The organism is Rickettsia endosymbiont of Thecocarcelia acutangulata (assembly GCF_964263195.1).
GTDB lineage: Bacteria > Pseudomonadota > Alphaproteobacteria > Rickettsiales > Rickettsiaceae > Rickettsia > Rickettsia felis.
Genome location: NZ_OZ181652.1, coordinates 1,221,379 through 1,235,892, shown reverse-complemented (window position 1 = coordinate 1,235,892; position 14,514 = coordinate 1,221,379). Strand labels below are relative to the sequence as shown.

Below are 14,514 nucleotides of genomic sequence, written 5' to 3'. Positions count from 1 at the left end.
TTGTACAAACTAAATTATAATTTAATCAATTGGGCTTTATTTGCAAAATTTTCTATTCCCTCTAGATCGGTAGCGGTAACCCATAGCTGCATGTTTAAACCGGTAAAAAATTCGATTAAATACCTTCGTCTTTTGTCGTCTAGATGCACAAAAACCTCGTCTAAAAGTAAAATCGGTGCTATTTTAGTTAACTTTATAGCATAATTCATTTCAGCAAGGATTATTGCAATTAATATAGCTTTTTGTTCACCGGTAGAACAGAATTTGGCTAAGATATTTTTCTTTTGATGCTTTACTAAAAAGTCGCTTTTATGAACTCCAAAACTAGTGCGACCAAGTAGTTTATCTTTGCTTCTTGTTTGATAAAGTTCTGCAGTAATAAAATTAACAATATTTTCTTCGCCGTCTAATATTTTTTGTTCAACAATGCCGTCAATCGATAAATCGGCTTTTGGAAATTCATTTTCAAGTTCATCTATTGCTTGCTGCATAAATTCTAGGGTTTTTAAACGATTATTAGCAATATGACTAGACATATCAGCCATTTTTTCTTCGATGATTTTCAGCCAATTATCATCTCTTATATCTTCTGCTAGAATTTTATTTCTCTCATACATGTAATATTCATATTTACTAACTAATTCTGCATGCTTTGAATCAAAATTATAAACTATTCTATCAAGAAATTTTCTTCTATCACTACTACCGCTTGTAAAGATACCTTCCATTTGCGGAGTCAGCCATACCATGCTGGTAAATTTACTTAACTCATTATTGGCTATTTTACTTTCGTTATACTCGGTTATTCTTCTATTAGAGCTACGTTTAAATTGTGTGGTAAATTCTGCAAGCCCTAATTTGCTTTGCAATAGAGCTTTAACTAGACACTGATCTTCTGAAGCCTTGCATATATCGGCAAGTTTTGCTGATCGCAAGCCCCTGCATGGATAAAATAGTGATATAGCTTCTAAAATATTAGTTTTACCACTACCGTTTTCACCTATTAAAATTATTGGGGTATTATCTGTTTTTAGTTCAAGGTTTTTAAAATTACGATAATTTTCAAGAGTTAAGGAATGTAGGAAGATATTTTTCATTTTATGAAAGAGAATAATAGTTAATGATGCGCTATATTTATACTTCGAGTAAATGAAGAGTTGGTATACGAAGGTCAATTTCAAAAAGAGCAAGGAGTTCACAAGGCGAGGAACGGAGCGTATACTTAATACGTGAGTACCGCAGATCTTGTAGAACGACGTAGCCAATTTTTGAAATTCACCGAGTATATATACCGTCTAGAAATTGCCATAGTAGTTTTGCACCTTTTATCGCTCCTTGATATACTAATTTTTGTTCTTTTGAGCTTAAATTATTAATCAAATTTGCACATTCTTGTGTATGCCATTGATCAACTTTACTATGAACAATGAAAAATTGTAAAGTTCTGTAATCTGAAATTCCATAAAATTTTTGTAACCCTTGAATTTTAGAGTCAGATACTTCAGGAGTCTGACGCTCATAAGCATAAAGTGCTCCAAGACCTATAGAAAAAGATTTCTCTGTTAAGTTAAAATAACCTTGAACAAGTTTTTGAGTTGAGTTTAATTTAGGTTCTGAAGTGAGCTGGCTTCTTAAACATCCAAGCCCTTCAGCAAAACGTTTCCATAGTTCCGGATGATTTTCTTCGCCTTGTTCTTCTTCTATAAGATTACCAAGTAATATTTGCCTAGCTTGTATATCACTACATTTGGAATGTATTGCACTTATATAACGTGGGAAAGCTGTAACGTGATGATAATATTCTTTTGCGTAAATTTGTAAAGTAGAATGAGTAAGTGTTCCCATATTCCATAATTGATAAAATGGATGATTTAAAAGGTTATATTGTTCAAGATCTATATTAAGCTGTTCTAAAAATTTCATCTTACCTCTTTATTTAATGAATTTGTAAATTTGATAATCATTTGTCTTGTCTATTATTACCGAATGCCATCCTGCTAGAAAATCAATAGGAAAAAAAGTATCTCCATCATAATTTTTATTTATTTTTGTAAGTAAAAATTCATCAATAAGATTTTGTTCTAGGAAAAGAGTTGCTATTTCTGCCCCTCCAACCATAAAAATTTTCTTATCAGTAAAAGGTTTTATTACCCGCCAAAAATCATCTAAAGATTTAATAAAAAATATAATAGAACTCTTCGGATACTCTACTTCTAGGGGTAATTTATATGTCGATCCGGTACTCGAATCCTCACTTACGCTTGTGTACGCTGCGGTTCGCAGTGAAGTGTCTCCTTCAAATTCCTCCCTATAAGCGAGTTTCCGAAGAGTTCTATTATTATAAGATTGTAACGGTGTATTTCTTGAAAAAACAATACAAATACAATTTTTTAAAATCTTTGCAGGTATAGAGTCAAAGGTTTTTCGTCCCATGACTATAATATTATTTTTTACCGTCTGATAAAAATATTCAAACTCCTTAGTATAAGACCAAGGCATCTGACCTTTATTACCTATCACCCCTTGTGGGTCACATGCCATTATACCGATGATTTTTCTATTTTTCATGAGATGAATGTTTAATCATATGGTCTGTTACAAAAAATCTTTGATGCTCTATAACATTATGCACTCGTAAATAATCAGCTCCATGCTCTGTTAAATATTTTGATATTGCTATTGTTTCTAAATCTCTTTCCGATGCTTTGGAATTATAAAAAGCAGAAATATAAGATTTTCGTGAGTGTCCTACCAATATCTCACATCCTAGATTTTTAAATTTTTTAATATGTTGTAATATATATAAATTTTGATAAACGGATTTTCCAAAACCAATTCCAGGATCAAGAATGATATTTTTTCTATCAAATCCACATTTTTCTAATCTTGTTATTTCTTGCTCTGCCCATATATTTAAGCTAGCAAGCGGAGAGTTATCGAAATCAAGACATTTTTGTTTTTGCGGTGGAACGGTTAATGAGTGCATAGTAATAATTTTACAATTATAATCGGCAATTAATCGTAATGTATAATTATCTAGATTATTTTTAACCAAATTTATACAGGAAATAGGGTATTTTTTTAAAACATTTTTAATTACTTCAGGAGTAAAACTATCAATACTGACTATAACTTCTTTTTCCTTTATAACTTCCCTAAGCTCTTCAAGAACATTCACAAGCCTTGCATATTCTTCGTCTTCAGTAATAATTAAAGCAGAAGGACGTGTTGATTGTGATCCAAGCTCAATTATTGTAGCCCCCTCATTTATCAAGCGTACAAAATTTCTAACGGCATCTTCTTTATGAAAATTTAATCCTCCATCAGAAAAAGAATCAGGAGTAATATTTAAAATACCGACAAATTGAGGATTTAAAACAAGAGAGCGTATAACTCCTTGATTCTCAATTAAATGTGCTCTTTCTGCAAAGGTTTTATTGTTGTAAAAATTATTAGTCGGACATGAATAACGACATTCCAAACTTAAACCTGCAATTAGATGAATAAGAAACGGTCTGTTTAATAATTCAGGATGCGGTATTTTTAAATCAGGCAAATCTATATGGCAATTACTCCAAAGTAGGATATCTAAGTCAATAACTCTTGGAGACCATTTATCGTAAGAACTTGCTCGACCTAGTTGTTTTTCAATCTTTTTAAGCTCAATTAGAAGTTTACTAGGCGTTAAAGTACTTTTACCCTGTGCCACCATATTTAAATATGACTTATTCCAAGCTTTATCTGCATTAGGTGGTAGAATAACTTGTGTTTCAAAAATAATAGATTGCTTAAGCAATATAAAACCACAGCTTTTTAGTAAATTTAGAGCTTTTTTAATATTTAAAAGTCTATTACCTAAATTACTGCCTATAGAAATATAAATCATAGTATACTCGCTGAATTTGAAAAATTGGCTTCGTCGCTTTGTAAGTCCTTCGGTACTCACGTATTATTATACGCTCCGTTCCTCGGCTTACAATCTCCTTGCTCTTTTTCAAATTGAGCTTCGTCTACCCAACTCTTCATTGACTTGTAGTATATATCCTTTCCGGAATAAGAAAAAGAAACTCCGCCATGCACTCCTGAAACCGGTGATTTTAATTTAGTAACGGTTACGTTTAGAAAAATCTTTTCTAATTTAGATTCGATAAAATTTTGATAAATAATATCATATATTTGTGCGGCTAAATACTCGATAAGATTAAAGTGATTTTCTTGAGAAAGTTTTTGTACTAGTCGTACGATTTCTGCATAACAAACAGTATCGTTTATATTATCCGTTATAGTAGCAGGCGGAGGAGTTGATAGAAAGAGTTGTATGTTAATTTTTACAGGTTGAGCATGGTGTTTTTCTTGAGTACTGCAGCCAAGATGTACCCAAGTTATTAGTTCCGAAATATTAAGTTTACATGAATAATTTAAGTTGAAAGCTTGATACCTATCATAATATTAATGTTAGTTTATTATAAGCTCTTTATAAAAAGATACAATAGTTAAATTGATATACCGCCACTTTTTTTAAAGCCGGCATGAGCTTTTTCAAGTTTTTTAATAAGTCTAGGTGAATATGATTTAATGTCTTTTTCCTTGCCGCCTTCATATTTTTTAGCGAGTTTCATTCCCCCTCTGATCATATTATAGGCGAAGTTCATTAGCTTTGTTTCGCCTGCTATTCTTTTTGGGTTCATAAACATATAAACTTGATAAACGGCAAAGCTCTTTATTAAACGCTTTAAGTCCATTCTAGCTTGTTTGGTTATACCTTGTAATTTATCTTTTGGGTTTGCAAGGTTTTTATTAGCGTCTCTAACGATTTTAGAATGTTGATGCATTAAATAATTACTGACTTCGGCAACGTTCTTGTTAATGAGCTTCTCATCCATTTTAAGCTTTAAGTTTTTAGTTTTACCTAAATACTTACGGATTAATAAGATAATTCGGCTTTGCAGTTGAGTTAAATCCATAGTTTGTTCGTTTAAGATAGCAAGTATCCGCTCTATCTCATACTCAAACTCTTCATTTTGGCTTAATTCTTCAAAAATTTCCTCCACCTCTTTACTCTCAAGTACAAGATCGTCACTAATACCCATTAATGCATCTTTTATTTGATCGGCGATTTTTTTGGTATCTTCGGAAAATTGATTATTTGTCATAATCTAATTCATCGTTAAATATAGCTATTTTTATACTAGCACTACATTTCTACTTGTCTATAAAAATTGTATTAAGAGATATTAAATTTTTCTCATTGAGGATACTCTGAGGAATTATAACAAGCACCTAACATATTGCTAGAATCTTCATTATAATCGTTAGGTATATCCTTAAGGCTAAGTAGATATGGGTTCTCATCTTTTCCCGTATTATTAAATTGTTGAGTAAAATCTTTATATTTTGCGGCTATTTTATTAAATTTAAGCTGAGTATCAAGAGAGGAGTATAAAGTACTTAGATATTTATAAAGGTTATGTAATATTATATTATTGTTATATTCATCTATGGTTATTGTTGCCGTTATAATATCTAAAAATGCTATTCTTGTTAATTCTTGTGCATCTCCTGCTAACTTTGTTAGCCCCTTACTCTTAAAATATTTTGCTTGTTCTAAATATGCTTCAGTTAATACTAAAGATAATTTTGTTATATCTTCGATACCACCCTGTGGTATTTTGCTTATTATTTCTGATTTATGAGTATTGATTAAGCTTTCAAAAGCTTTTAATACGCCGGTTGCATCGGGAGTTAAGTGTTAAATATTTGAGAGCTTCAGAATAATTCTTCTTAGCGAGTTCTATAGCTCCGAGTTCTATATTTGCTTTAACAGAGCCAAGTTCGGCAGCTTTTTTATATAACTTTATTGATTGATTCGGCGTTATTGTGGAGATTTTGGCTTTTTGGCAATAAATTTCAGCTAATTGATGCTTAAAAAATTGTTCTTCTTTATATTCTTTGGTATCTTCATAGGTGCTTTTTAATAATTGTTCTTCCTTATGTTTTTTAGACATGTTGTCATAAGCATCTTTTAATAATGTCTCTAACTTATTATAAGTATCTATCTCTTGTTGTGGAAGTATTTTAGAAATAAGTAGCTTATTATAGATTACTATATTTATATCTTCGTCTTTAATAATTTCTGTTATAGAACCGGCAATATATTCCCATAGCGATTTAGCATCTTCTTCATTGATGGGATTTATTAGTTTTTGTAAATTAGTAATATTTTTATCTATAGATAAATTCAAAGATAAATTTATTAAATTTGATTTTAAGTTAGTTTTAATATCTTCTAAATTTTTTATATTAGCGGTTTTAATTCTTGTTAAAAATTCTCTTAGCTTAAATATATCATTAACTTCTGCAGTATCTAAAGTTTTGTTAGTTTTTATGTTATTATAAAAGTTCTGAACAGTTTCATTTAATTTTTTAAGAAACGAATCTTTAGTACTCTCTATCATTGCTATGAAAGCTACTAGTAATTCTGCATTTATATTATAGCTTGCTACATCGCTAAATAAATTATCAAACCACTCTGAAAAATTAATTAAATTTGAATTCTCTTGAAAATTATTGATATTGGAAAAATATTTCAAATAATTTATAAGAGAATTTAAACTATCTTCCGGTTTTGAAATTTGCAAAATAGAATATAATTCATCACTAACTTTAAGAAAATTTGCTATAGTCTTGTCTTTATTGTCTCTAGTTTGAGAATCATTTAGGATTTTTATTAATTGTACTAATTTTTGATTTTTAGATGGATCAAATATTGTATCTTTTTCTTTATTCCATATTTTATCTATTTCTGTTTTAAGTGCATCTATATTAGATTTTATTTCTAGATTAATCATCTTTATTGCACTTAAAATTTCTTGTGAATTATATCATTGATGGTTATTTTATTACTTTTATTAGGTGTGATATAATCTTTATCATATATTATCTTTAATATTTTTCCGTATTTTGGCTTATTATTAGGCTTAGGAAAAAAGTATGAATTGGATGTTAATTTAGCAATAATAGATTTTTGTTTTTCACTAAAGCTTTTTTCTTTAAGAGCTTCATTAAAAATATTAGATATTTGAATCTGAGTTTTCTCATTTATTGTGTCGGTAAAAATTACTAGTATCTAAAATCTTTTGTAAAAAAAATGTATTAAGAATTGACTGGGCAAATGAATGGTTGTTATTTAAATAATTACTGTTATAAATCATTAAATTCGGTTGATTTTTATTTGCAGGAACATTAAAAATGTCTATTTTATCATCATGTTTGCTTGTTCCAATAAATTCAAAATTTCCAAATTGATCACTCTTAACTTCTAATTGTTTATCTTTAAAAAATTTAGTTAGAATATTTAAATCTTCTTTGTTTGGTCCTAAGGTGACTATAGCTTTATTACTTTGATTAATAATAGGTGCATATTTCTGCTCATATTCATTTATCAGCTTAACAGGTTCTAATATTTCAAGAACAGATTTTTCTATTTCTTGCTGTTGGTGTGTTTTAGTCATTTTTGACCAATCTAACATATTAATTATCCTTATCAGTTGTTTTTTTATTTAATAATCTTAACTTTAAGATTAACTCAAAAAATTTCAACTTAGTTAATAAATTAATTAATTTATTTTAACTAAAAATATCACAATTTAGATATTACGGATATTTAATACAGTAAAAGATGATTTTTATTGCATATATGATAAGAATAAGTTTTATTATAAATATAAATAATTACTTAGGTTATGAGAAATAATAAAAACCAGATGTATATTATAAAAATTTTTATAGCCCTAGCTATGATTACGGGCATAATATTTTTATGTTTATTTTATTCTTCATTAACTCCGTCTAAGCTTAAGATTGGTGCAAAAACTAGTAATATGGACGATTCACCTAAAATTAAGTTCACTCTTATAGATCAAGAAGAAAAGAAATTTGATAGTACCCATTTGCAAGGTCATTTAAGTTTGATTTATTTTGGTACCACCTATTCTTTGTATGACAATCAAGCACTAAAAAGAGTAGAAGATACTATTAAGATTTTGAAGAAAGAGAATATTTTAGTACAAGTAGTTTTTATTACTCTAGATCCTGAGCATGATACAAGTGAGGTATTAAAAAAATATTTAGAAAAAATAAATGGTAATTTTATAGGTTTAACGGGAAGAATACAAGATATTGAACAATTAGCAGATCAATTTAAGGTCTTCTATACATCCAAAATATTTGATGTAAAAACAAACGAATATGAATTACAACATTCTAATTTTATGTATTTAATTAGCAGCCAGGGAAAATTTTTAAAGCATTATTGCTTAGGCTTACCGAAAAATGGTTAACAGATAATCTCTAAGCATTTCCTATTTGTGATGAGAAATGTATTTCATCAATGCCTAAGTGTTTTAATGCATTATGCCATTTACTTTCAGGATTATCGGCAAAAATAAATTCTTTATTACAATCCATAACCAACCATAGGTTTTTTTCTAATTCTTCTTCAAGCTGCCCTGGTTTCCATGCGGTATAACCGACAATGAATAAACTATTTTTAGGTCCTTTACCGAAAGCTATATCTTCTGAAATTTCTAAATTAGAGCTTACTGCTAAATCATTCTGGAAGTCCAATAACAAATTTTTATTATAATCGCTAGAATGAAAAAAAAAAACCTTTTTCATGTTCTACGGGTCCGCCAAAATATATAGGAACCATAACTGGGGTTGTTATTTCGTCATTTTTTATTTTAAAAAACGATTTTAAATCTATATGATTTACTAAGCGGTTAAATATTAATCCTATTGCTCCTTCTTCCGTGTGTGATAACATATAAATTAAGGATTTATGGTAAATGCCTTTTGTAATTACATGCGGTGTAGCAACGAGTGTTTTACCGGATAAGTTATGAAAAATTTTATCGCCCATAAATAAAACTTTAATTATAATATTAGAGGTGATCTATAAAGATATTTTAATTGATAATTAAAGAGCTTTTTTAGCGAAAATGAATAAGATTTTTGTAGTAATAGTAGTTCCTATTTCAAAAAAATCTTACAATTTGCAGCAAGAAAGAATTTAACTAGCTTTAAAATATCTTTATAGATCACCTCTTAAAGTATATAAGATTTAAATCCAATTATTCAATAGAAGTTAACAATAATGATCACATTTTTTGATATTACTATTTTTGCTATTATTACTCTTTTCTCATTTTTCGGCTTATATCAAGGTATAATCGGGTTTTCAACTAGAATACTCGGTTTTATTACTTCTATAATGTTAGGATATTTCTTATATCCGTATATTTCTGAACTAATCGGGAAATATATGGATAATGAGGTTATAAGAATAATTATAGCCGGTGTTATATCTTATGTTGTTTCTTTAATTTTATGTGTTTTTATAGTTTATAAATTTCTTGCTATAATTTCGTTTATGAGAAACGGTTTTATTGACAGATTCTTAGGGCTATTAGCAGGATTTGCCGTAGGTACTACTATCTCGTTAGTACTATTTTTTATAACAATGGTCTTTACTTCTGAAAATTATTTTAAAAGTAAATCTTTAAAAGATTTTGTGGTAAGTAGCAAACAAAGCAAATATGGAGGAGTGTTGAAAGTTTCCGTTACCACTGATTATTTAGATGAATTAAGTAAAAATATTATAGTTATAATTCCAAACGAAACCTTAAAATCTATTGAAATATTTGAAAATAAAGACTTAAATAATTTTAAAAACTCCCTTAAGAAATCAAATGATTCTAACGATGATGAGGATATATTTTCTCAAGAATTACAAGATGAGCTTTCTAATATAGATGACGAGTAAAATGTTATTTTAACGTCATTGCGAGGAAATTACGTAGTAATTGACGAAGCAATCTCAAGAGTTTGTTATTATTTCATGAGATTGCCACGTCGCTTCGCTCCTCGCAATGACGATTATCCATTCCCCCTACTTCCCCATAAACCAACCTATTTCCTTTAAATTTTATAAATCACTCATTCGTAATTAATTAATAAATATTAACCAATGGTAAATTTATTAATTAATTATTGTGCGTCGTAAATAAATAGTGTATAATGACCGATAAGTTAAGTGGTAAAAACATTAAAAACAATAAGTTATAGAGGAAATTATGACTAATATGAAAAAAACTTTTTTTAATAAACTTTTACTAGCAACCAGTAGCATTGGGCTACTTGCAAGCATGGAAAGCTCGGCAGCGGTTGTTGTTGCCGTTCCGCATGAGAATAATACTTCTTACGTAATGGATCCACTGCGAGGGGGAGATAGACCTCAAGATTGGAGGAGTAATAATGGAGCTCAGTACCAACCGCAAAACGGGGATGATATTATTTTAAGAAGAGCTCATTTAATTAATTTTAATCAAAACATAAATATTAATGATATTAATATTTACGGTTATAGTGCAAGTACTTTTATTGACAATTGGCATAACGGTATTAACGATCGAAGAGAAATGGGAGGAATTGCAATTACTCCCGGATTTGGTGCTAACCGTATTGTTACTATTAATAATATTATTAATAGTGATGCCAATAATTACCGTATTGCAGGCAGCAACGCTTTAGGGGAAGCATTAATATATGGTAATAAAAACGCAAAAGTGCGGATTGATCTTTTAGAATCTTTAAATGATCTTAAATTAATTATTACCGGCAATGATATTAGTGCTGTTGATTCTATAGTAATGAGCGGAGGAACTAATGAAATAATTTTCCGAAACCCTATTAAAGTAAAGTCTAAAATATACGCTAGAAATATTTTACAAGGGAAAGTAAAAATAGAAAGTAATAATATTGTTTTTGAAAGCCCTATTGGTAATGACGGGAGAGATAATCATAGTATTTCTATATTTAAAGTAGATGATAATATATCAGTAACCTTAGAAAATAACATTGCTGCCGAAGATATTAATTTAGGGAAAAATTCTACAGTAATTATAGATACTACTAAACGAAATATAGATGTACGTTCCGGAATTGTAGTCAATAATACAGTAGACAACCAAGGTATAGTTCAAGTAAGAGGACACGCAAAAAATACGGTAACTTTTCATGAAAATATAGGGGTGCAAGATTTTAGAGCTGCTGAGATACAGATTGAAAACGGAAAGAAAACTGAATTCAAACAAAAGGTATATGCAAAGAAGATTACAGTAGCAAGTAATGATGTCGTATTTGAAGAAAAACTTGATATGGCTCAGTATAATCAGAATAATAGAGGTAATAGAACTAATTTAATACATACCGGCAATTTAGAGTTTACAAATCGCGGCAAAGTAAAGTTTAATAAAGATTATGTCGGTACCATTACTACTAGCAAAGCCAATATAGGTGAAGTAACTTTTGTAAATACTCCTAATATTTATGAAGTCGGTGCAGTAAATAAAAGGATTGAGAAGTTAACATTTACGGGTAATCATGTTCGTAACTTACGTAAAAATATTTATGCTAACCAAGTTAACTTTGATGCTGGAACTTATAATGTTCATACTAATCCTGTTACAATCAACGGAAATACTAAAATTAACGGCTCAACATTTGACCTTAGACGTGACTTAATTCTTAACGGTGATGTAGAATTTTCCGGTAATATTACATTTAATGTAACCGGAGGATGTAGTGTATTTTTTCAAAATAACCTCTATAGCGTAGCCGGTACAAATATTATAATTAGTGTTAACGGTGTTCACCCTGTAGATGCAGTATCAGCATTATCTATTTTTAGGGTCAATGGCGGTGCATTTATTCCTGAAGGGCATAATTATAATCCGGCTACAGGAACTATGAACTTTAGGAACGGGTTACAAGTGCAGCAAGCAGGGCAAGCAGCAGCACAAGAGGTAGCACAGCAACAAGTAAGGGTTAATTCCCAAACACAAGCAATGCAGGCTCAAGCACAGCAAGTTCAAGCTCAAGTCCAAGCATTACAGCAACAACAGCAGCAAAAACAGTCTCAAGTTCAAGCATTCACTCAGCAACGAGACCAAGCTCAAGCTCAAGTTCCGGTACTCGCTCAGCAACGAGCGGTAGAACGTGCAAGAGTACAAGCTGATACTGAGAGATTACGTCAGCAGATGACACCACACGTACAAATAATAAATGATCGATTTGCAACTGCCTTAGAAAAACAGCAAGCACAAACTCAAATTGATTTATTACAACAACAGCAAGATGCACTTCAAGCTCCGGCTGACGCATTAAATCAACAGCGGCTACAAGTACAAAATCAGGCTCGAGGATTTGAGCAGCAACGAGTCCAAGCCAGTAGACAGCTTCAAGGATTAGCACAGCAACAACAACAAGTTCAGGATGATGCAGCAGCAGAGCAACAAGTCCAAAATGCTCATGCTCAAATATTAGCACAGGAACTAGTGCAAGGTCAGGGGCGAGCAGCACAAGCACAACAGAACCAGCAAGGTCAAGCTCAGCAAAATCAGCAGCAAGTGCAGCAACAACAAGCCCAGGCTCAGGCACAGCAGCAGAGAGCGGCCCAAGCTGCGGCGGCACAGCAACAGCAAGAAGAAGAGAGAAGAAATGAAAATGAAAGATTAGCACAACAAGAGGCTAATGAAAGAGCGATAGCCGAAGAAAATAATAGAAGAATAGAAGAGCAAAGACTGCAAGCGGAGTATCAGCAACGTCAAGCTAACGAAATAAGAGTAGCTGAGGAATATGTTAAAAAACCTGAGTCGCAAAAATTAGCTGAGGCAATCAATAATACTATCGTTGCTCATACGGAAAATACTTTTGTAGCAGAAGTGCAAAAAGAAGTGATCAGAGAAAAATCTGCACTTGTTATGAAAAATCCTGAAAAACATGCGGTAGAACTTGCTAAAGAATTAATAAATAATAAAGCTGAACTTAAAGAAGTGGCTAAAGTAGCTAATGATGATACTGTTGTAGTGAGTAAAACAAAGCAAGAGCAATCTTTATTATTCGTAGCAAACTTAGCTCAAGTTGCACCTGATAATGCAAAAAAAGTAGTAGAGCATTTAACTGAGCAAGGAACAAGATCGGTTAGTGTAGCAAATGTTACGGCTGAAGCAGTAACTGCTAATATTAATAATCACTTATCAGGCGGTACTATGATAGCTGTTGCGGCAGGTGATGAAGAAACCCCTATAATTACTAAAAAAGGATTATGGGTTGCTGGTACGTTCGGTTCAAGTACTCAAGATGCTTATAAAGATAATCCTAGCTATAAAGGCACGGTATCCGGCGGTACTATCGGCGGTGATCTTTACATCGGGGAAAATAGCCTTGTCGATCTTGCATATAGCCGTATGAACTCTGACTTTAAGTTTATGCAATAATTGAGATTTAATCTTACATTTAGTAAAATAAGATAAATATTAAATGGAGGATTAGAGATGAATCTAAATCAAAAAATAATAAAGCCAAAAATAGGATTACTAGAATTAGCTAAGAGTCTTGGTAGTATATCGTCCGCCTGTAAAGCAATGGGATACAGCAGGGACAGTTATTATAGGTTCAAAGAGCTATATGAAACTGGTGGAGAAGAGGCGTTATATGAGATTAGCAGGAAGAAGCCAATTATAGCGAATAGAGTTGAACCAGCAGTAGAGAGAGCAGTATTAGATATGGCAATAGAATACCCAGCCTTATGGTCAGATGAGAGTATCAAATAAGCTTAAAAAGACTGGTATTCTTGTATCACCTGGAGGAGTTAGATCGATTTGGCTACGTAATGATTTAAATAATATCAATAAAAGACTTAAAGCATTAGAAGCAAAGATGGCTCAAGATGGTATTGTTCTTACCGAAGCTCAGTTACAAGTATTAGAGAAACGGCGTAGCGAAAAAGAAGCCCATGGTGAGATTGATACACAGCATCCAGGTTATCTAGGATGCCAAGATACATATTATGTAGGTAATTTTAAGGTATAGGCAAGGTATATTCTCAGGTATTTATTGATAGCTATACTAGGGTCGCAGATGCTAAATTATATACTGATAAAACAGCTCTTACCGCTGCTGACATGCTTAATGATAGAGTACTGCCGTGGTATGAGAGTCAGCAAATACCAGTGCTTCGTATTCTAACTGATAGAGGTGGTGAATATAAAGGAAATATAGAACATCATGCTTTTGAATTGTTCTTAAGCATTGAGGGCATTGAACATAACACTACTAAAGCATATTCTCCTCAAACAAATGGTATGTGTGAACGTTTTAATAAAACTATGAAGCAAGAATTATTTGATACGGCTATGCGTAAAAAGATTTATACTGATCTTGATGATCTACAACTTGACCTTGATATTTGGTTAGAACATTATAATAATGAAAGACCTCATTCTGGGAAATATTGTTATGGTAAAAATCCTATGCAGACCTTCAAGGATAGTAAGAAGTTAGCTGTTGAAAAGAATAATGAAATCTTATATCTTGAATACTCATCTGACAGTCATAACTTATCAGACATTCAGATATAATTTTTATAGTGCCTGTAAGATTAAATCTTGACTT

Annotated in this window: 11 protein-coding genes and 2 pseudogenes; 4 read left to right on the top strand and 9 right to left on the bottom strand. The window is 31.0% G+C overall.

Going from position 1 to position 14,514, the window contains the following annotated elements; genetic code table 11:
• Positions 1 to 14: 14 nt before the first annotated feature.
• The 8 genes from recF to ACE38Q_RS06625 all read right to left on the bottom strand — a co-directional run bounded on the left by recF (position 15) and on the right by ACE38Q_RS06625 (position 7,529).
• On the bottom strand, positions 15 to 1,097 hold the full coding sequence (gene recF, locus ACE38Q_RS06660; RefSeq protein ID WP_500190664.1) for a DNA replication/repair protein RecF: 1,083 nt from the start codon (positions 1,095 to 1,097) through the stop codon (positions 15 to 17).
• A 178-nt stretch (positions 1,098 to 1,275) separates the two neighbouring features.
• Entirely contained in the window at positions 1,276 to 1,923 is a 648-nt protein-coding gene (locus ACE38Q_RS06655) for a CADD family putative folate metabolism protein (protein WP_500190662.1), read from the bottom strand.
• A 9-nt stretch (positions 1,924 to 1,932) separates the two neighbouring features.
• Positions 1,933 to 2,568 carry a dihydrofolate reductase gene (locus ACE38Q_RS06650; RefSeq protein ID WP_500190660.1) on the bottom strand — a complete coding sequence of 212 codons (636 nt, stop codon included), beginning with the start codon at positions 2,566 to 2,568 and terminating at the stop codon, positions 1,933 to 1,935.
• Positions 2,558 to 3,886 (bottom strand): dihydropteroate synthase, encoded by a 1,329-nt coding sequence (gene folP / locus ACE38Q_RS06645; protein WP_500190658.1) that lies wholly within the window; start codon positions 3,884 to 3,886, stop codon positions 2,558 to 2,560. Before folP ends, ACE38Q_RS06650 begins: the two co-directional genes overlap by 11 nt.
• 56 nt (positions 3,887 to 3,942) lie before the next feature.
• Positions 3,943 to 4,386 carry a dihydroneopterin aldolase gene (locus tag ACE38Q_RS06640; protein ID WP_500191367.1) on the bottom strand — a complete coding sequence of 148 codons (444 nt, stop codon included), beginning with the start codon at positions 4,384 to 4,386 and terminating at the stop codon, positions 3,943 to 3,945.
• Positions 4,387 to 4,493: 107 nt separating this feature from the next.
• Complete coding sequence (locus tag ACE38Q_RS06635) at positions 4,494 to 5,153, bottom strand: DUF5394 family protein (protein WP_500190656.1); 660 nt, start codon at positions 5,151 to 5,153, stop codon at positions 4,494 to 4,496.
• Between the two features lie 555 nt (positions 5,154 to 5,708).
• Entirely contained in the window at positions 5,709 to 6,848 is a 1,140-nt protein-coding gene (locus ACE38Q_RS06630; protein WP_500190653.1) for a hypothetical protein, read from the bottom strand.
• A 246-nt stretch (positions 6,849 to 7,094) separates the two neighbouring features.
• Positions 7,095 to 7,529, bottom strand: a complete 435-nt coding sequence (locus ACE38Q_RS06625) for a hypothetical protein (RefSeq protein ID WP_500190651.1) — start codon at positions 7,527 to 7,529, stop codon at positions 7,095 to 7,097.
• Positions 7,530 to 7,742: 213 nt separating this feature from the next.
• Here ACE38Q_RS06625 and ACE38Q_RS06620 point away from each other — a divergent pair, with 213 nt between their 5' ends.
• Positions 7,743 to 8,339 (top strand): SCO family protein, encoded by a 597-nt coding sequence (locus ACE38Q_RS06620; protein WP_500190649.1) that lies wholly within the window; start codon positions 7,743 to 7,745, stop codon positions 8,337 to 8,339.
• Positions 8,340 to 8,349: 10 nt separating this feature from the next.
• On the opposite strand, the pseudogene ACE38Q_RS06615 reads toward ACE38Q_RS06620, so the two are convergent.
• Positions 8,350 to 8,920, bottom strand: a pseudogene (locus tag ACE38Q_RS06615) (YqgE/AlgH family protein).
• Between the two features lie 234 nt (positions 8,921 to 9,154).
• Between ACE38Q_RS06615 and ACE38Q_RS06610 the strand changes: the two are divergent.
• The 3 genes and pseudogenes from ACE38Q_RS06610 (at position 9,155) to ACE38Q_RS06600 (ending at position 14,480) form a co-directional block, all read left to right on the top strand.
• Positions 9,155 to 9,823 carry a CvpA family protein gene (locus ACE38Q_RS06610; protein ID WP_500190646.1) on the top strand — a complete coding sequence of 223 codons (669 nt, stop codon included), beginning with the start codon at positions 9,155 to 9,157 and terminating at the stop codon, positions 9,821 to 9,823.
• A gap of 319 nt (positions 9,824 to 10,142) precedes the next feature.
• Positions 10,143 to 13,337, top strand: coding sequence for a hypothetical protein (locus ACE38Q_RS06605; protein WP_500190645.1), 3,195 nt, complete (start codon positions 10,143 to 10,145; stop codon positions 13,335 to 13,337).
• Positions 13,338 to 13,394: 57 nt separating this feature from the next.
• Positions 13,395 to 14,480, top strand: a pseudogene (locus tag ACE38Q_RS06600) (IS481 family transposase).
• Positions 14,481 to 14,514: the final 34 nt, after the last annotated feature.

Bases quoted from the DNA above. Each gene is read 5' to 3' on its own strand.
- ACE38Q_RS06620 (WP_500190649.1), top strand. From the start codon at position 7,743: ATGAGAAATAATAAAAACCAGATGTATATTATAAAAATTTTTATAGCC.
- recF (WP_500190664.1), bottom strand. From the start codon at position 1,097: ATGAAAAATATCTTCCTACATTCCTTAACTCTTGAAAATTATCGTAAT.
- ACE38Q_RS06625 (WP_500190651.1), bottom strand. From the start codon at position 7,529: ATGTTAGATTGGTCAAAAATGACTAAAACACACCAACAGCAAGAAATA.
- ACE38Q_RS06655 (WP_500190662.1), bottom strand. From the start codon at position 1,923: ATGAAATTTTTAGAACAGCTTAATATAGATCTTGAACAATATAACCTT.
- ACE38Q_RS06650 (WP_500190660.1), bottom strand. From the start codon at position 2,568: ATGAAAAATAGAAAAATCATCGGTATAATGGCATGTGACCCACAAGGG.
- ACE38Q_RS06605 (WP_500190645.1), top strand. From the start codon at position 10,143: ATGAAAAAAACTTTTTTTAATAAACTTTTACTAGCAACCAGTAGCATT.
- ACE38Q_RS06635 (WP_500190656.1), bottom strand. From the start codon at position 5,153: ATGACAAATAATCAATTTTCCGAAGATACCAAAAAAATCGCCGATCAA.
- folP (WP_500190658.1), bottom strand. From the start codon at position 3,886: ATGATTTATATTTCTATAGGCAGTAATTTAGGTAATAGACTTTTAAAT.
- ACE38Q_RS06610 (WP_500190646.1), top strand. From the start codon at position 9,155: ATGATCACATTTTTTGATATTACTATTTTTGCTATTATTACTCTTTTC.
- ACE38Q_RS06630 (WP_500190653.1), bottom strand. From the start codon at position 6,848: ATGATTAATCTAGAAATAAAATCTAATATAGATGCACTTAAAACAGAA.